Origin of the sequence: Frankia sp. Mgl5, from assembly GCF_023242985.1 — a bacterium.
Classification (GTDB): Bacteria; Actinomycetota; Actinomycetes; order Frankiales; family Frankiaceae; genus Parafrankia; species Parafrankia soli.
Genome location: NZ_JALKFY010000801.1, coordinates 18,371 through 37,486, shown reverse-complemented (window position 1 = coordinate 37,486; position 19,116 = coordinate 18,371). Strand labels below are relative to the sequence as shown.

Genomic DNA, 19,116 nt, shown 5'->3' with positions numbered 1-19,116 from the left:
GCCACCAACCCCCACAGACCCTCCGGCGAATCCACCCCACCCGGCAACCGGCACCCCATCGCAACAATCGCTATCGGCTCGTCGGAGGACAGCCTCGACGGAAGGACCGACTCCGTTTCGGCCCGTGCCACGACACCGAGAAGGCCGTCGTGCAGAAAATTGGCGAGCGATGTGGAGGTGGGATGGTCGAAAGCCAGCGTGGCCGGTAGCTGCATTCCCGTTGCCTCAACCAGGCGGCCGCGCAGCTCGACCGCCGTCATCGAGGTGAAGCCGAGATCCTTGAAGGCCCGTTCCGGCGAGATCTGCCCGGTGGCCGCGAGCTGGCGCACCTGGCCGAGCACCAGCTCGAGCAGTTCGCCGTGGCGGGCGCTTTCGGGCAGGGCCAGCAGCCGGGCCCGCCAACGGGATGCGGTGGTCTCGTCCGGCGCCACCGCCCGCGCCGGGACGTCAAGCAGTCCACGCAGCGGCGCGACGACGGGGTGCGTGGTGGCGGCTGTCAGGCCCGCTACGAAAAGCTCGGAGTCGCCGGTCGCGTGCGCGGCGTCAAGCAGTGCGAGGCTCACCGACAATGGCAGGGGGGTGACACCCACCGGTACGTCATCGTCGGCGACCGCCAGGGCGAGCGCCGGCAGGGCGAGCGCGCGGCGGCGCCTGGCGAGTGCGTGCAGCCACGCCGCCTGGGCGGCCTGGCCTCCACTGCCTGGCACCCCGAGCAGCCCGGCGGTGGAGGTGATCAGGACGAATGTGGTGAGCTGGAACGGGGCTGTCAGCTCACTGAGATGGGTTGCCGACTCAACCCCGGCGGAACCCGGCTCGGGCAGATGCACGACGGCGCCGAGATCACGCCCGGCTCGGGTGGCGAGCACAGCGGCTACCGCCGACCGGTCCGTCATGTCGCTGGTCACTGATTCCACCGCGGCGCCGGCCGCGGTCAGCTCGACAACCAGCTCCGGTGTCTCCCGTTCGCCAACGAGCAGCAGCCGGCGGACGCCGTGGCCGAGCACCAGATGCCGGGCGACGGCGCTGCCGCGCGGGCCGTCGGCGCCGGTCAGCAGGACGACGCGGGCTGGGTCCAGAGGCATCGCGGAGTCCATGTCCGCGGACATCTCGACCCGCGCGAGTCGAGGCAGCAGGGGAACGCCGCCGCGCACGGCGAACTGCTCCTCGCCGGAGGCGACCAACCGTTCGAACAGGTGATCCGGCTCCTCGCCGTCGCTGTCGACCAGCACCAGCCAGCCGGGACGCCGGGCCTGCTCGCTCCGGGCGAAGGCCAGGATCGCCGCGTGGCCGGGGTTGGTCACTACATCACCGGCGCCGACGGCCACCGCGTCACGGGTGACGATCACCAGCCTGCCCGACGACGTCGCAGTGGCCAGCAGATCAGCAAAAGCATCGAGCGGCTGGTCAGGTGGGACCCTTAGAACCTCCCACGAGCCGGCCGGTGGCGGCGCGACCAGCGAGACCGAGGGCAGAGGTACCCAGTCCAGTCGGAAGAGAGACTCGTGGTGGCTCCTGCCGGCCGCGCGCAGCCGGATCGGCATCTCCAGCAACGCCCGACGCATGACCTTCCCAGAACCGGTCCGGGGAACCCGGGCGATCTCGTACAGCTCCTCGGGAACCTTGAAGTAGGCCAGTGCTTCCCGGCATGCCGCGTACACCCGTTCTGGATCGACGCCTTCCGGGCCCGGCACCAGAAAGGCGACCGGCACTTCACCGAGGACCTCGTGCGGCCTGCCGGTGACAGCGACGTCCGCTATCCCCGGCTGGTCCCGCAGCACCTCCTCAATCTCACCAGGATGAATGTTCTCGCCGCCTCGGATAATCAGATCCTTGATCCGCCCGGTGACGGTGAAGTAGCCTGCGTCATCGCGACGAGCCAGATCGCCGGTGTGGTACCAACCGGCCTGCAAGGCTGCCGCGGTCATCTCCGGCTGGTTGTGATATCCGAGCATCACGCTCGGCCCACGAACCCATACCTCGCCCTCCGTCCCGGGCTCGACATCCGTACCCGTCTCGGTATTGACGAGTCGGACCTCCAGCCCCGGCACCGGCAGACCACAGGAGCCCTCGACCCGGGCACCGGTAGGCCAGTTGATCGTGATGGAGCCGCACGTTTCGGTACTGCCGTACGCATCCAGCAGGGGCGCGTGGAACGTCTCTTCGAAGGCGCTGCGCAGCGAGGCGGTGGTGATCGCGCCACCGACCAGGCACATCCGCAGCCCGGGCGCCTGGAAACCGGACACCCTGGCGGCCTGGACCAGGTAGTGGTACATCGTCGGCACGCCCCCGAGAAACGTCGCCGACTCCTCGCGAACCGCGTCGAGCACCTCGTCGGCGGAGAAGCCGTCGACGATGCGCGCGGTAGCTCCTACCGAGAGCACACCCAACACGCAGAAGATGTGTGCGAGGCTGTGGAACAGCGGCAGCGGCCAGACCACCCGGTCGTCGGCGGATAGGCCCGGAATGGGTACGTAGCAGGCCGCGACCGACCACAGGCAGGAACGCTGGGTTGACAGGACGCCCTTGGGCTTGCCGGTGGTACCCGACGTGTACAGCATCCAGGCGACCTCGTCCATCGCGAGATCGTCACGGGCCGGGGTGGCGGGCTCGGTGCTCGCCAGCACCGCGAAGGATGCCGCGCCCGTCGGCGGCGGCCCGTCCCCGGTGACCAGGAGCCGTACCTCGGGCCTGTCCTCGAGCACCCGCGACACCAGCGGCACGCGCGCCGGGTCGGTGATGACGACCCGAGCGCCGCTGTCGTCCAGAAGGTAGGCAATCTCCGCCTCGGTGCCGCGAGGATTGAGCGGAACCCCCACCGCGCTGGCCCGAGTGATCGCCAGGTAGCTCTCCACGACCTCGACGCTGTTGCCAAGGATGATCGCGGCCCGGTCGCCGGGCTGGACGTGCATCTCGGCGAGATGACCCGCCAGTCGTCGGGTACGCACCTCGAGGTCCCGGTAGGTCACCGCCCGCGTTGCGTCCCGGTACGCGATCTTATCACCAAAACGATCCGAATGATCACTCAAAGTGATGTAAAGAGGTCGGATGATCTCCGTCCGCAGCATTTTGCTAACCTCCGAGCCGAAAGATCTCGAATCGACGTGCGCGTACCGACGCACTTCGCATCAGCGAGGTCGCTGTAAGCCACCACCACTATTGCGTCGAACGGACGGGCACGACCCCCTGTCGACCCCCTAGGAGACCCGGGCGGTCCAGGTCCTGGCCTGAGATCGGCCGAACGTCCGCCGGCAGGGCTGAATCGGATGCGGCATCGACCCGGTCTACTCGCCGGGTTCCCCACTCGGTGCCAGGCCGACGCAGGAAGACTCGCGCCGACACGACCCCACACATTAGAAATCGGTAGTGGTTGCCCGATTACCCACTAGTGGTGGTCCCTGTGGGATTCTTGGGCCATGCGGGGCTTTCTACGGAAGGTAGTGAGCACGAGATCCGTCGCGGGTCGCCAGCGTGATGGGGATCCGTCCACCGCCAACACGGACACGTTGCGGCGTCGATGACAGAAGTCGCGCAGATCGACCTCCTCCGCCCCAGCCGATTATTCACGGTCCGCGCTGAACCAGCAGAGAAAGGCCGCCCTCGCCCCCTCCGCAGCGCCCCTTCGAGGCCTGCGCGCACTTGGACAGGACCCACACGGTCATCGGGCGCAAGGAGCGTCGGCGGTGGCGGATGGACGGCAGGTGTCGTCGCGCCGAGATGCGCGGGCGCGGCGTGAACTGAACAGGTGGGGATGTTGGGGGAACTTGTCGAACGAAACGAGCAGTTGACATGCCTCGAAGCCGCGTTGAGTGACTGTCTCGAGGCCCGGGGCGGTGTTGCGGTGTTGGAGGGACCTGCCACGACGGGCCGCACCGATCTCCTGCGGGCGCTGTCGGAGCGGGCCGGCTCCGCGGGGATCCGAGTCCTGAACGCGGCCTGTTCCCGCGAGGAGCGCTCGTTACCTCTCGGAGTGATGACACAACTGACCCGCGGCCTTCAGCTGCCGACAGCGTTGACCGAACGGATTGCCCGCATATCCGAGGCGGAGCTGGCGGCGACATCGCTGGGGGGTGCCACCAACCCGCTGGCGCCCTTCCTGATCTGGACCATCGACGCCCTCTCGACCTTGCTGCTGGACCTGGCCGAACAGCAACCTCTGTTGGTCGCGGTGGATGACGTCGGGCACGCCGACCTGTTGTCCCTACATTGCCTCCTCCACCTCGTACGCCGAATTCCCAGCACCGCCGCGCTCCTCGTGTTGACCGACGACGGACAGCCCTGGAGCTGGCAGTCACCGCCGCTGGTCGGGTTGCTGCGCCAACCGCACGCGGCGCATGTGCGGGTGGGACCTCTGTCTCGAGCTGGGATCGAGATCTTCGTGACCCAGACGATGGGCGTGGACGCCGCAGTCGAGCTCACACCGGCCTTCCAGGCGGCGAGCGGGGGTAATCCCGCTCTGCTAACTGCCTTGGTGAAGGACCATTGGGCACATGGGGGACCTACCGCGCAGGGATACGGGCGTACGCTTGTTACCTATCTGTACCGGGCCGGGGCCGAGACCGCGCGGGTCGTGCACGCCCTCGCCGTTCTTGGCCCCGAGGGGACAGCCCACGATCTGGCCACGATGGCCGACTGCGGCGTCAACGAGGTACGGCGGGTAATCGAACCCATGACTGCGGCGGGCCTCCTGGCCGACGGCTGGTTCCGCCACGAGATCATGTATCAGGCCGTTCTCGACGATATTTCCGATCCCGTGCGGGTCGAACTGCACCGCCGCGCCGCGGCTCTCTCGCGTGACCGGGGCGCCAGGGCCGCCACCGTCGCCTGTCACCTGGTGGCCGCGGACCAGACCACGGCACCGTGGGGAATCCGATTCCTACTGGACGCCGCGGATCAGGCGCTGGTCGACGACGACCACGACCGGGCGGTCGAATGTCTGCGGCTGGCGCACCGATCAACGGCGGACGAGCGACGCCGGTCGGCGGTGCTGGCTCGACTCACCCGGGTTGAGTGGTGGACGAACCCGTCGAGCGCGGCGCGCAATCTGAGCGGTCTGCTCTCCGCTGCGGGCGCAGACATGCTTAACCGGGATGATCAGCTCGAGCTGATCCGCCAGTTGGTATGGGACGGGCGCCTCAGCGACGTCCCAGATCTGCTGGGCCGGCGGTACGCCGCCAGCCGCGGCGACGGCGACGGCGAGCCACGTCACATCGAGGTATGGCTGACCGTCGTCGCCCCCTTGCTCGGCCGCCGATCCGGCACGAGACGTGTGCCGGCGGAGGCCGTGGCAGATGCGGGCGATCCGTGGCTACGGTCGGTGGCAGAGCTCGCCAGCCTATTGAACCGAGGGCGCCTGGCGACGGCGGTGCCAATGGCCGAGCAGGTGTTGGCCGACGCGCGGATCGGTCGTCGCACGTCCTGGCTCGACGAGGCCGTGTTGCTGGCGCTGCTCGTACTGGTTTATGCCGAGCAACTGACCACAGCGATCAACTGGTGCAAAGAGATGATCTCGACGGCCTCCGGGACGCCGCGGGCGATGGCTCTGGCCGTCATGTCAGAGGCACTGGTACGCCAGGGTGACCTGGCAGCAGGAGCTGACCATGCGCACGCCGCCCTGGCCCAGCTCACCCCGGGAGCCTGGGGGGCGGCCGTCGGCCTGCCGCTAGGTGCCCTGATCATGGCCACGACACGGATGGGGGACTACGAAACCGCCAGCGCGCATGTGGCCCGGGCGATACCCGAAGCCATGTTCCAGACCCGGTACGGACTGCATTACCTCCACTCCCGTGCGTATTATCAGCTGGCCACCGGCCATCACCACGCGGCGCTCGGTGATTTCCTGGCCTGTGGCGAACTTATGCGCGGCTGGGGCCTGGACCTAGCCGGCCTCGTGCCGTGGCGGGTCGGCGCCGCGGAGGCCTGGCTGCGGCTGGGCAACTCCGATCAGGCCAGGGTGCTGATACGCGACCAACTACCCAGAGCGGGGGCCGAGGCAGGCCGGGCGCGCGCCCTGTCATTGCGGTTACTCGCGGCGACAAGCCCGCCAAACCGCCGGACCCCGCTGCTCACCGAAGCCCTGGACATCCTTGAGATGTGCGGGGACCGCTTCGAGCAGGCGCGGGTCCTCGGGGACCTCAGCCGCACATACGACACGTTGGGCCAGAAGCGGCGGGCCCGTCCGTTGTTCAGGCAGGCAATGCACGTCGCGAACCTGTGCCAGGCCAGGCCGCTGAGCCGGGAGCTGTTGTCGGAATGGGGCGAGGAGGTTGTCGAGCCCGGACCCGCCCAGGATAACGGCCCCGCAAGAGAATCACTGACCGAGGCGGAGCGCCGGGTCGCATCGCTGGCTGTCATGGGATACACAAATCGGGAAATCGCCACGAAGCTCTATGTCACCGCGAGCACTGTCGAACAACACCTCACCAAGGTATACCGCAAGCTGGACGTGAAGCGCCGCCAGGACCTGCCGGTGGATCTACGGGCTGAACTGAGCAGGACCAGAGGATGAGAAATCCCGGTGGGTAAGTGCCTGGATCCGGGGCTCACCATCGGTGATCGATCACCTTAAGCAGCAGGAGGTCCACTCAGGTAGCGATAGCGACCCGCGGCGCGAGAGGTGATGTCATGCGTGCCTGTGGTGCCGCTCCCGGCCGGCACCTGCCTACCTCACAGACCGCACACGCCCACCACCGGCACGCTGGACCCGCCCGATGGCGGCTCTCCGGCGTCCGGCTCCGCCGTCCCACGAGCCCACAACCCTGTCGTGCGGGCCATCGGACCGATTCCGCCGCGGCCCAGAGCCCTCACGTCCGGCCCCAGTACCGAACGCCGCCACTCGTCCAGGTACGACAGTGACACGTCGAACTCTCCGCCAGAACGGCCTCGATCCCCTTCACCATGACGGCAGCGCACCACCCACCAGACTGATCAGCCGAAGTCACCGATCGGCGGTTCACTGGGATCCGTGCGCGAAGGCGCATTCAGCACCGAATCTCTGTAATGGCCGACCCGTCCGGCGAGGCCCGACAAGTGTCGGGTCCTGATTGAGAATGGCGTGTTCGAGGCGCCGCAAGTCGTGGCCGGGATCGAGACCGAACCGCTCCACGAGGATGGCCCGGGTCCTGCGGTAGACACCGAGCGCGTCAGCCTGCCTGCCGCAGCGGTAGAGCGCCAGCATCAACTGGTAGCAGGCTCGCTCCCGCAACGGCTCGCTCTCGACCACGGCCTCCAAATGGGGGACCACCTGGTGATAACGCCCGATACTTATCTCGGCCTCGCTCCAGTCCTCGATCACGTTCAGGCGCAGGTTCCGCAGGGAGGTGAGTTCAGGCCAGTGCATGCCCTCCTCGACAAGATCCGCAAGTACCTCTCCCCGCCACAGGTCAAGGGCCTCCCGCAGTGTCCGTGACGCGCGCTCCCAGGAACCGGTGGCCAGCAGCGTGTGCCCGTGCGCCCCAGCAGTCCGGAACCGAGCCAGGTCGAACTCGTCGTCGTCAACATGTAGAACGTAGCCCGGTGCCTGCGTGAGCAGCCGGGACGCCGGCACCGGCTGGGTCTGGCGCGGCAGCGTCCTCGGCTGGCCGACCAGCGCACGACGCAACCCCACAACCGCGTTGTGTAGCATCTTGCGTGCCGTTGGCGGGACGTCGTCGCCCCACACCGCCTGTACAAGCCGACTCGTTGCCACAGTCTGGTTGACGTGCAACAAGAGAAGTCCGAGGATCGCTCGCTGATGCAGGCCTCTTACCTGGACCGGGAGACCATCCCGCGTCACCCGTAATGGGCCTAGAACGCTGAACATCATTAGTCCCCCTAGGTGCTCCTGGGCCTGAACTGCACGGGGAGGCACTGTTCATTGACTCCAGATAAATCGCGGTTCAGAGCGGGCTCGAGTTCAACACGAAAAGATCCATATATGGTGGGCCAAAAAATCCCCTTCTGACCGGCGCGACATTTTATCAACCTCGTATCACAGCAACCGGAATCCTTCCGCGGCGCGAGTGTCGCCTCGATACCGATCGTAGCAGGGAATCCGGATGACCGCAGCAGGTGTGCGCGCTTCGACAGGCGATCCGCCAACATCGCCGCCACGCCAGCCCGAATCAAATTCGTCCGCGAAATAAACCATCCGCGAACTTACCTTTCGATTCAGGTGATCATGCACTCTTGCAATCTCGGATGGCGTAATCTTCCGACCACCGAGGGCAGCGCCGACCCGCCAGCCGTTGCGTTTCCCGCCACGGACGGCAGTGGGATCGGACCGGGCCGTGGGCCGGAAAGCGAGCTTCTATACGACTCCGCGCAAGATCCCTCAGAGTCATCGCCGATCCACCTCCACGGAAGTTCACCGAATCTTCAGGAGATCACAGCGAGGGCGCTCGGACCCAAGATCATCCATGCGATCCTCCCGCACCCCGCGCTGTTACCCGAAGGCCGCGCCGGTCGCGGACGAGCAGCATCCGAGGAGGAAGGGCAGACGCCGAGTGCCGCGGCGTAAACCCCCGGTACCGCTGTCGTGTCGACGTCTCGACAGGCGCCCGAAACGGTAGTTCGGAACAGAAGAACCAGCCGATGGCGCATCGCGCCATATTTATCCGGAAAGGCAGAGGTGAGGGTTTCCCGAGGCTTCATTTGCCGGGTCCACCCCGACTTTTCCGCCAACTGCCTGCACGGAACAACGTAGATGGCGCTCGCCCCCCCACACAAGGCCCGGCGTACTCGTGGCCGTCGTCCGGGCCCTGTCCGAACGCCGCACACGGAGAAAACACGGGCACGACACGGTAGTGCCGATCACCGCTGCTGAACGGTGGAGAACCGCCGGGCTGGATCCGTGACGCCACCTTACCGACGACCACAACCAGATGCGGACCAGCGACGTTGTCCGTCTCATGGCCGGTGGTCGCAATCCCGCGCGCACCGTCCTCCATCTGAACAGCGTCGCCGCGGCGCTCCACCACCCCACGCAACGCTCCAGGCAGCCGGCGAAGACACACATGGCCTGTTGACCAGTGCGCTGTTAGGAACGCTCGCGCCTTGCGGTTGCACGGCTCGAAACCTGTGGGCGACCTCCGACAGCGGGAGTCCGCGCATCCATGCGACCCACGGTCGCCCGAACGGCATCCGCGTCGCTGGCCGGCCCGAGACACGCCGGCAGCCAACAGTTCATGATCCATGCTGTGAGTGGCAGACAATGTTGTGCTTCCTCGCGGCAAGGTGGCAGGTCGTCACCAGGTTTCCCGTGACCTCGACAAAATCAAGAGAATGCCATGGATATTACCATGGGGACAGAACAATCTTGATCACTTAATGTCGCCGACGATCTTCGGTGATCGCTACTTTAGGTAGCCAGAGTTCGGTTTGAATCGACAGCCGGGTGGGGATCCGTCCGCAGCCACGTTGGAATCGTCGCTTAATGTAGTGGACATGCCGTCCGACCGGGACATTGGCGAGCGTCGACTCCAACCGTGTCGTCCTCAGCGCAACTAAATTGCCCGTATCGGGCAAGACCTGGTCAGCCGGGATGGACGGGCTTCCGCACGCCGCGCAGCGCATACTCGGCGACGGCTGCCGACCTTCCCGCAGGAGCGAGCCGCCCGGAGCGCGGGGCGGCCGCCACTTCACAACGAGTAATAATTGATACCCCCGCCCGTGAACACGCTGCGCGAGGCCCGAGGTTCGTTCGTTCGGGCACCGACCGTCCTGGTGGTATCACCAGGCCGCGCCTTGCCGTCATCGCGCTAAACCATAAACACCGAGGTTACCGGCGTCCTCGGGCGTTCGAGTTCCGACTCAGGCCCCTCGGCCGATCATCAGTCCGCTGTCAGCAGGATGACACCTGGTCCCGGCTGTCGACGCTGACTGCCATCGCCGCGGACATTTGCGCAGCCTGCCGACACACGGGCAACGTCGAGGTCCGTCACGTCCGCGTGCGCAATGATTTCACGACGCGCGGCCCTACGCCGGCTCCAAGATCGCAGCCATGGCGGACCTCGGATGCAGACCCTTGTGGGGCGCGCCGCCTGCCACAGCCATGATCCGCACCGTCACCTGCAGACTCGCCCGTCTGACACCCATCCCACACAGGACACCCAGGAAGATCACGGAGAGCCAAGGAGCACCAGGGTTCCGGACAGGCACTCAGGTCAATTACCAGACAGTGTGCGGAGTCGTGCAAACATCCACGGGCCGGTACAGCGGAGGGCATTCAAGGGGTGGCCGTGCGAAGTAGTTCTTTCATGGTCCATGCGTTGTCTTTTCTGGTGGTGCTGCTGGCTGCTGCGGGGGCGGTGGCCGGCCTGTTCATGCGGACCGGTTCCGCGGCGGGACCGGCTGTCAGCGACACCGCGGCCGTGGGTGGGTTGGTCGCCACGGCGGGTGAAGCCGACTGGGCGAGCCTCACGTCCCACCACATGGATACGGGTGACGGCTATCAGATGCCGGCACAGATGATGCCGGGGGCCCCGGAAGGCGACAACCAGCGGCTGGGCATAACATTGCATCTCACGAACGCCGGTTCCGAGGTTCGCCGATTCGACCTGGCAAACGAGTTCACCCTGGCGGGCGGCGGTACAACAACCGCACTCACACCCCATTCGGACACCTTCGGCGCGTTGTCCCGGCTGAATCCCGACAGCGCCGTCAACGGTGTCGTTTACTTTGACACCCAGGCCCCGCGGCCGGATGACCCGCCGTTTGAACTTCTCTGGAGACGCGACGGCACGACGCACCGTCTCTTGGTTCGTCTGCCGGGCGCTCCCGCCCAGCACGAGCACGGTGCGTCGTGACCGCTACATGGTCCGGACACGGGCCGTTCTCGCGTTCGGTGCTCGTACGCGCGTCGCTGATCACCGGGGGAACCGTCGCCTGGCGGCACACCGTGGGAACGTGGTCGCCTACTTCGCACGCCCAGCACGCCCAGCACGCCCTGGCGGATCTGCTGCTGATGCTTCCGGCCGTGATTCTCGTCGTCGGCGTGGTCGAGACAGCCACGGATCGTCTCCGCCGCTGGCGTGGGGTGGTCTCCGTCGCCACCATCACCGTCGCGGTGACGGCGCTGGCTGTACCGCTGGCGGTAGTGCGGCCGGCAGGGTACCGGTCGCTGCCCTCCTCAGGTGCCCACCGGCACGGGGAGGCGGCACCGTTTACCCCAGAGCTGGCGGGAATGCTTCGGTACGGGATCACGCAGGCGTTGGACGCGCAGGCCGTGGTCCTCGTATTTGCCGTGCTGGCGACCGCCGGGGCCGCGCTGCCCACCTGGGTGCGGACGCGGATCCCCTCCTGGACCGCCGCCTCGCGGCTCGACGATCCGCCGTGGGCTCGGCCACGGCGACTGCGCGCGATGCCCGCGGCCCGACTGCTCCTCGCATCGATCTTCACGGCGACGCTTCTGGTGGCACCGGCCGCTGCCGAGCAACAGGCCTCGCCGCCGGTGCGGAACTGTGCAGCCGCGCCACAGCGGGTATTCGATGTTCATGCCATTGATGTGGACATTGTCGTCGACCGCTTCGGCGACCACGATCCCTATGGCTACATGTACGTGCTTGCCGATCGAGAGGATGAGGTACGGGCCCAGGAGCAGGCCCTGATCACCGCATCGGCGATGGATCGGGACGATCCGGCGGCCGCGAGGGTTTCGGTCGGCCTGCGCAATGACCCAATCCAGCCGCTGGTGCTGCGCGCACGCCTCGGCGAGTGCGTCGTCGTCAACCTGACCAATAAGATCACCAAGGCACCCCGCAATGGTTTCGGCCAGCCCGTTCTGACCCAGCCGGGCGGAGTGCCGGCGGTGTCGATGGACATGAGTGGCGTCGCCTATGACGCGGCCGGTGGCGCGGGCGGTCAGGCCGTGGGGCAGAACCCGACGTCCGTGCTGGTCGCGCCAGGTGAGACCAGGCAGTACCGCTACTACCTCGATCCTCAGATGGGCGAGGGCACCCGGGTCTTCCGCTCCGGTGGCGAGTCCAGCGGACTTACCGCGCACGGCCTGTTCGGCGCGCTGATCGCCGAGTCAGCCGGCGCCCGCTGGTTTGACCCGGAAAACGGCGCCGAGAAGACCGGTGACAACCGGTGGAGCAACTGGGAGGCCATGGTCCAGCCGGTACGTGCGTCTTCTTTCCGCGAGTTCACCCTGATCTACCATGAGATGGGCGCGGAGAACTTCGCGATGCGCCGGCCGGTTCGGGAGAACGACGAGGGCATCCCGATCGGCGGTGATCTGGGAATCCCGATCGGCGACCAGGTACAGTACGGCCGCCAGTTGCCCATGATCGATGCTCGGCCGCCGACACCGACGATCCCCAACGAGGGCGGTGCGGCCACGAACGCCTATCGGCCGACCAGTCGGGCGATCAACTACCGTTCCGAATCCTTCTTCCGCCGGCTCCAGCTGGAAGCCGAGCGCGGCGCATCGGTTCAGCGCGCCAACGAGTCGCTGGCCTACAGTTCCTACACCTACGGCGATCCGGCCACGCCTATGCCGCGCTCCTACCTCGGAGAGCCGACCAAAACCCGGATCGTGCACGCCGGCATGGAACAGCTGCACGTGCACCATGTGCACGGTGGGGGGACGCGCTGGCGCCTGGATCCCGGCACGGACAACACCGCGATGGACATCGGTCTGAGCAAGGGAGCGGGTGCGAAGGCGACCTCGATTCGGCTTGACTCGCAGACCGTCAGCCCGACCGAGACGTTCGATCTCCTGCACGAGTGCGGGGCCGGGGGATGTCAGCAGGCGGCCGGGGACTTCCTGTATCACTGTCATATCGCCCAGCACTACATCGCCGGGATGTGGGGGCTGTGGCGGGTCTTTGACACGGCCCAGCCCGACCTGGCGCGGCTGCCTGGGCGGGCTGCGGCTCCCACGGCGGTGAACTCGGCCGGACTGATCGGCCGCACCATCGAGGGCAAACGGGTGGTGCCCGGCGTGGAGCTCACCGATCCCGGGCGGCAGATCGCGCTCGAGCAGCTGGTGGAGAACAGCCTGCCGCCTCAGGGCGCCCGATGGACGACCGGAACGGGAACGGATCGCGATGACGCGACCGTGTGGGACTGGCAACGGTCCGGCACCGAACTCGCACCGGTCTACCTGGGCGAACCGGAGACGGCGTCGGTATGGCCCAACTACCGGCCGACCGCACCGCCCGGTTCCCGCCCGGAAATCAGGTTCAACCCGGTCACCGGCCGGCCGGCCTACCCCATGCTGCGACCACACCTCGGGTACAGGCCACCCTTCGCGCCGGGCGGGCACGGCGGCGCTCCGGGCCTGGGTGCCACCGCCACCCAGGAGCGTCCCGGCGGGCTGTGCCCCCGGGCCGCCCCGGTGCGGGACTTCGACGTGACAGCGGTGGCGGTCCCCATCCAGGCAACCGCCCGGGAACGGGACCCGAACGGAGAGATCTACGTCCTCAACGAGGACAAGGCGGCTGTGCTGAGCGACGCAAAGCCGGTTGATCCGCTGGTGATCCGCTCCAACGTAGGCGACTGCGTGGCGATCACCTTCGGCAGTGAGCTGAACCCCAATGTGCAGAGCAAGGTCAACATGCACACACATCTGGTGCAGTTCGACCCGCTCGCATCCGACGGTGTGATCGCGGGCTTCGCGTACGAGCAGTCGGTCTTCGCCGCATCCCGTGAGGGCCGGACGCTGACGTCCGTCGACGCCCGGAACCAGATCACGGTTTCCAGCGTCGACCGGCTCCGGCCAGGCATATCGATCGGTATCGGTGTCGGGCGCACGTCGATGGAAATCCGCACGATCACCGCGATCGACGGCAGCCGGCTCACCTTCGACGCAGACCTCAAAAAGGAGCACCTCGCCGGTGAACCGGTCACGGTCGAGTTCGTCCAGTATCGCTGGTACTCCGACGTCGACGCGGGCACCGTCTTCTGGCACGACCATGTCAACGGGATCACCTCGTGGGCCCATGGACTGTTCGCCGCGCTCATCATCGAACCAGCAGGTTCCGTATACCGGGATCCTGTCACCGGAGCCGAGGTCCGAAGTGGGCCGATCGTGGACGTCGTCACCACGGGCTCGGTGGGCGTCGGCCAGTCCGGTGCCTTCCGCGAGTTTACGATCTTTCTGCATAATGGCCGACGTGGCAGAGGGGAACTGGCCCAACCACCGCCAGCCGGTCTGACGCCGTTCAACGGCGGCCAGGAGTGCGAGGAGGGCTCAATCAACCTGCGGGCCGCGCCCCTGGGAGAGCGGACACCGCCCGGCGTGACACCCGCCGATCCTGCCACCACCGACCAGCGGCGTGAGTACAACGGCGGGCGCTGTCGCAACGCGTTCAGCCGAGTCCCGGACGTGCCGGGCCAGTGGGACCGCAACACGGTCCCGGCGACCGTGACCACCGTCGATCCCTATGTGTTCTCCTCGGTCAAGTACGGCGATCCCATGACTCCGTTGCTGCGGGCGTACGCGGGCGACCCGGTGGTGATCCGGACGATCGGGCTCAGCGAGCGGGCCGAAGCCCTGCGCATCCAGGGGCACCGGTTCCGGATCGAGCGCTTCAACGGCCTCGGCGAGCTGACGGACACCGCGACCACCGGCATTTCCGAGCGCTTCGACTATGTACTCGACGGCGGCGCGGGCGGTGTGAAGGCCGCCGCCGGCGACTACCTGTACTACAGCACGCGGACATTTGCCCTGGAAAGCGGCGCCTGGGGCCTGTTCCGGGTGTTCGACGGACCGCAGGACGATCTCAAGGCGCTGCCCGGCCGTCGTCCACCTGCGGGTGGGCCTACCGCATTCCCCACCCAGACGGCGGCGACCGGCGACACCCAGCAGACGCCCGGACCGAACCCGAAGCCCGCCTATCGGGCCGACGGTTCAGTCGACACCTCGGTCGCCACGTCCACGGTGAACCCGTGCCCGCCGAATGTGCGTGTGCTCGCCTACGACGTGGCGGTGTTCGACCACACCCTTCCGACGGCGCCGTTCGCGGACACCGGGGGTGTCGTCTACGCACTGGCCTCCGACGTGGCGGCCATCCGGGCGGGCACCCGGCCGCTCGAGCCGCTGGTCCTCCGCGCGAACGCGGGCGACTGCGTGACAATCACCCTCCATAACCAGATCTCTCCGGGTTCCCGGTACGGAGGAACGCGGGTCGGACTGGATCTCGGGAAACTCATCCGCAACCAGCAGTTGTCCGCTGGCGTTGCGATCGGGCTGAACCCGGATACGAGCGTAGGCGTGGGGCAGTCGGTGACCTACCGTTTCCACGCGGACGGGCCGCTGGGTACCTCGGTGTTCTCGAACCTCGCAAGCCCAGCCTCCCTGCGGCATGGTGCCTACGGGATGCTCATCGTCGAACCCGCAGGCTCGACCTGGACCGACAGTGTCACGGGGGCCCCGCTTGGCCCCGCCGCTACGAGCACCCAGGCGATCATCCGTCCGCGCAACGGTGCGCCGTTCCGTGAGTTCGCGCTGACAATGCAGAGCACGGACCAACAGTTCGCGCGCAGTATCCAGCCCTACGGGGACCAGGTCGCCGGTAACGGGCTCAACAGCGACCCGTCCAACCGGCCGACGGCGCCGGTCCCGGGAGCACCCCCCGGTGCTGAGAACACCCCGGGCTCATTCGACAAGGGCTTCAACCATCTGAATTATCGAAGCGAGCCGCTGACGTCCCGGCTGGGCCTGACCTCCTTCCGCGACGATCAGACAGGGGCCTCCGTGGTCGGCTCCTACGGCATCGCTTTCAGCTCCGGGCAGTACGGCGACCCGGACACGCCCGTCTTTCGCGCGCACCCGCGGGATCCGGTCGTGTTCCGGGTCGGGGTGGGGGCGACCGACCAGCTCCACTCGTTCACGGTCAGCGGGCACATGTTCCCGCAGCAACCCGGGGTGAAAGGCACTCGGATGCTGTCTGCGCGGACGCTGACGGCGGGTGAGACACTCGACGCCTGGCTGGGCCCCGCTGGCGGCGTCTTCGGCCACCAGGGTGACTACCTGTACTCCGATACCAGGATGCCGTTCGCCGTGGCCGGTATGTGGGGCATCCTACGGATCGTCCCCCGAAGTGAAGCCGGCGGCCCCAAACCTCTGTGACAGCCTTCATGGATGTGCCGAGGCGAGCGCCCCGGCACATCCATGGAACGCCCCCCGAGCGAGTGGTCTCGGGATGGCTGCCCGCCGCTTCCCGGACCAGCCATCCACCACCTCGACCGACTTCTGAAACGCGTTCTAGCCTGCTTCCCTGGGATCCGCCGGATCCGCGCCGTCCAGTCCCAGGCCCGCCGAGACGTGTGCCGGTGCGTGATTCGAGAAACCGGTGCCTGGCCCGTTCAGCCATCCCGACGACGCGTAGGTGCCGCCGTCGGCCGATCATGGTGTTCCACGGAGCACCGGAGCGCCGGCGCCGACCAGCACCGTGCGTCGGCTGCTCTGACGCAACCCACCCGACCACACGTACAGTGACGCGCGCGAGGCCTTCTCTTGATTCAGGCGCCTCGTCGCTGCTGTTCGTGGACCCAAGAAGTTCGGACGGCGATGTCGAGAACCCGTGGCTGGCTCCGTCCCCGTGGTGAAGGCGGCCAAGATGGGTCGCACCAGCACCGAGGAGAAGCACTATGGCCAAGTACCTGCTGCTCAAGCACTACCGCGGCGCCCCGGCCGCGGTCAACGACGTGCCCATGGACCAGTGGACGCCGGAGGAGATCTCGGCCCACATCCAGTACATGAACGACTTCGCAGCCCGGCTCGAGGGGACCGGCGAGTTCGTCGACAGCCAGGCGCTCGCCCCAGAGGGGATGTTCGTCCGGTACGACGGCGAGGGTCGCCCGCCGGTCACCGACGGTCCGTTCGCCGAGACCAAGGATCTCATCGCCGGCTGGATGGTGATCGACGTCGACAGCCAGGAGCGGGCCATCGAGCTGGCCGGGGAGCTGTCGGCCGCTCCCGGGGCGGGCGGGAAGCCGATCCACGAGTGGCTCGAGGTCCGCCCGTTCCTGACCGCGCCGCCCACCATCACGGATTGAACGAGGTCCTGCTTCGAAGCCTCACACCGAGCGTGCTCGGGATCCTCGTCCGCCGCGGAGCCGACTTCGCGGCGGCCGAGGACGCTGTGCAGGACGCTCTGGTCGAGGCGGTCCGCGTCTGGCCGGCCGACCCGCCGCGGGACCCGAAGGGCTGGCTGGTCACCGTGGCCTGGCGCCGGTTCCTCGACGCGGCCCGGGCGGACACCGCCCGCCGCCGGCGTGAGGACCTCGTCGACGAGGAACCGGCGCCCGGGCCCGCGCCCGCGGTGGACGACACACTCCAGCTCTACTTCCTGTGCGCCCACCCGTCGCTGACGCCGTCGTCCGCGGTCGCGCTCACGCTGCGCGCCGTCGGCGGGCTGACCACCCGCCAGATCGCCAAGGCCTACCTGGTGCCCGAGGCGACCATGGCGCAGCGCATCAGCCGGGCCAAGCGCACCGTCTCCGGCGTGCGGTTCGACCAGCCCGGCGACGTCGCCACCGTGCTGCGCGTCCTCTACCTGGTCTTCAACGAGGGCTACTCCGGCGACGTCGACCTCGCCGCCGAGGCCATCCGGCTCACCCGGCAACTCGCGGCCGCGATCGACCACCCCGAGGTGGCGGGGCTGCTCGCCCTCATGCTGCTCCACCACGCCCGGCGCGCCGCCCGGACCGCGCCCGACGGCAGCCTCATCCCCCTCGCCGAGCAGGACCGCCGCCGGTGGGACACCACGTCGATCGCCGAGGGCGTCGCGATCCTGCAGGCGGCTCTCGCCCGCGACCAGCTGGGCGAGTTCCAGGCCCAGGCCGCCATCGCGGCACTCCACGCCGACGCACCCACCGCCGAGGAGACGGACTGGGTGCAGATCGTCGAGTGGTACGACGAGCTCACGCGCCTGACCGACAGCCCGGTCGTCCGACTCAACCGCGCGGTGGCCGTCGGCCAGGCCGACGGACCACGCGCCGGCCTGGCGGCGCTCGCGGCGCTGGACGACTCACTACCCCGCCACGCGGCGGTGGCGGCCTACCTCCACGAACGCGACGGCAACCTGGCGACCGCGGCACGGCTGTACGCCGAAGCGGCCCAGAAGGCACCCGATCTCGCCGAACGCGACCACCTGACCCGCCAGGCCGCCCGGCTCAACACCCGCCGGTGCCACTGACTGACCCCCCAGACCCCCAGACCGTCCGCGCGGCCGCGGGGTTCCGGAAGTTCAGGAAGTTCAGGAAGAGGTGCAGCTTCTAGCCGGTTTCCCCTGCGGCCGACGGGTCGGCGCCGGTCGCTCCCAGGTTCGCCAGGACGTGCGACGGTGCGTGGTTCGAGAAACCGGTGCCCGGCCAGTTCAGCCATCCCGACGAGGCGTAGGTGCCGCCGTCGGGGTGCAGGGTCGAGCCGGTGACGTAGGTCGAGAGACCGGAGGCGAGGAAGACCACGCAGCCGGACACGTCGGCGACCTCGCCGGCCCGGCCCATCGGGATGCCGACGCGGATCCCGACCTCGGTCGAGTACGCGCCGTCGCCGCCTGTCATCTTGGTCATGTTGGGAGTCGGGGTGTAGTCGGGGGCGACGTTGTTGACCCGGATCCGGTCGGGGGCGAGCTCCACGGCCAGGGTCCGGCCGAACTGCTCCACCGCGGCCTTGGCCGCCGAGTAGACCGCGAACCCGGGGGCGGCCCGGTGCGCCTCGATGGTGGTCAGGTTGATGATGCTGCCGCCTCGCCCACCCGCCTGCATCCGGGGCGCGGCCAGCGAGCAGGCGTGCAGCACGTGCATGAGGTTCATGCGCAGCAGCGCGTTCCAGCCGTTCGGGCTGGTCTCCACGAAGGGCGCGCGGAAGGTGCCGCCGACGACGTTGACCAGGGTGTCGACCCGTCCCCAGCGTTCGTCGACGGCGGCGAACAGCGCCGCGAGCACGTCGGGGTCGCGGGCGTCGCCGTGGTGCACGATCGCCTCGGCGCCCTGCTCATCCAGCGCGGCCTGCAGGGCGTCGATCGCGTCCTTGTCGATGTCGACCACCGCGAGGCGCACGCCGTTGGCCGCCAGATCGGTGGTCACGGCCCCGCCGATGCCCCCCGCTCCCCCGGTGACCACGGCGACGCTGCCCGCCAGCCCGCCTCTGTCCTCGAACCAACCCATGATCCGCGCCTCCGCTCCACG

At 68.0% G+C, this 19,116-nt stretch carries 8 protein-coding genes; 5 read left to right on the top strand and 3 right to left on the bottom strand.

The features are described 5' to 3' along the window. A partial coding sequence (locus MXD62_RS28800; protein WP_248832529.1) for an AMP-binding protein occupies positions 1-2,966 on the bottom strand: 2,966 nt, incomplete at its 3' end. 782 nt (positions 2,967-3,748) lie between these two features. Between MXD62_RS28800 and MXD62_RS28795 the strand changes: the two genes are divergently transcribed. Next, complete coding sequence (locus MXD62_RS28795; RefSeq protein WP_248832528.1) at positions 3,749-6,505, top strand: LuxR family transcriptional regulator; 2,757 nt, start codon at positions 3,749-3,751, stop codon at positions 6,503-6,505. 444 nt (positions 6,506-6,949) lie between these two features. Here MXD62_RS28795 and MXD62_RS28790 read toward each other — a convergent pair whose 3' ends face one another. Continuing rightward, positions 6,950-7,597: an AfsR/SARP family transcriptional regulator gene (locus MXD62_RS28790; RefSeq protein ID WP_248832527.1), complete on the bottom strand. Its 648-nt coding sequence runs from the start codon at positions 7,595-7,597 to the stop codon at positions 6,950-6,952. A 2,635-nt stretch (positions 7,598-10,232) separates the two neighbouring features. On the opposite strand from MXD62_RS28790, the gene MXD62_RS28785 reads away from it, so the two are divergent. From MXD62_RS28785 to MXD62_RS28770, 4 genes are all read left to right on the top strand, one after another. Further along, entirely contained in the window at positions 10,233-10,781 is a 549-nt protein-coding gene (locus MXD62_RS28785; protein ID WP_248832526.1) for a hypothetical protein, read from the top strand. Further along, the gene (locus tag MXD62_RS28780) at positions 10,778-16,051 is read left to right on the top strand and encodes a hypothetical protein (RefSeq protein WP_248832525.1); all 5,274 of its coding nucleotides are present in this window, start codon (positions 10,778-10,780) and stop codon (positions 16,049-16,051) included. Before MXD62_RS28785 ends, MXD62_RS28780 begins: the two co-directional genes overlap by 4 nt. Positions 16,052-16,572: 521 nt before the next feature. Next, positions 16,573-16,980, top strand: coding sequence for a YciI family protein (locus MXD62_RS28775; RefSeq protein ID WP_248832524.1), 408 nt, complete (start codon positions 16,573-16,575; stop codon positions 16,978-16,980). After that, a complete protein-coding gene (locus tag MXD62_RS28770; protein ID WP_248832523.1) occupies positions 16,977-18,122 on the top strand; it encodes an RNA polymerase sigma factor in 1,146 nt (381 codons plus the stop codon). Before MXD62_RS28775 ends, MXD62_RS28770 begins: the two co-directional genes overlap by 4 nt. A gap of 79 nt (positions 18,123-18,201) precedes the next feature. Here the strand turns inward: MXD62_RS28770 and MXD62_RS28765 are convergent, their stop codons facing one another. Beyond that, positions 18,202-19,095, bottom strand: coding sequence for an SDR family oxidoreductase (locus MXD62_RS28765; protein ID WP_248832522.1), 894 nt, complete (start codon positions 19,093-19,095; stop codon positions 18,202-18,204). Positions 19,096-19,116: the final 21 nt, after the last annotated feature.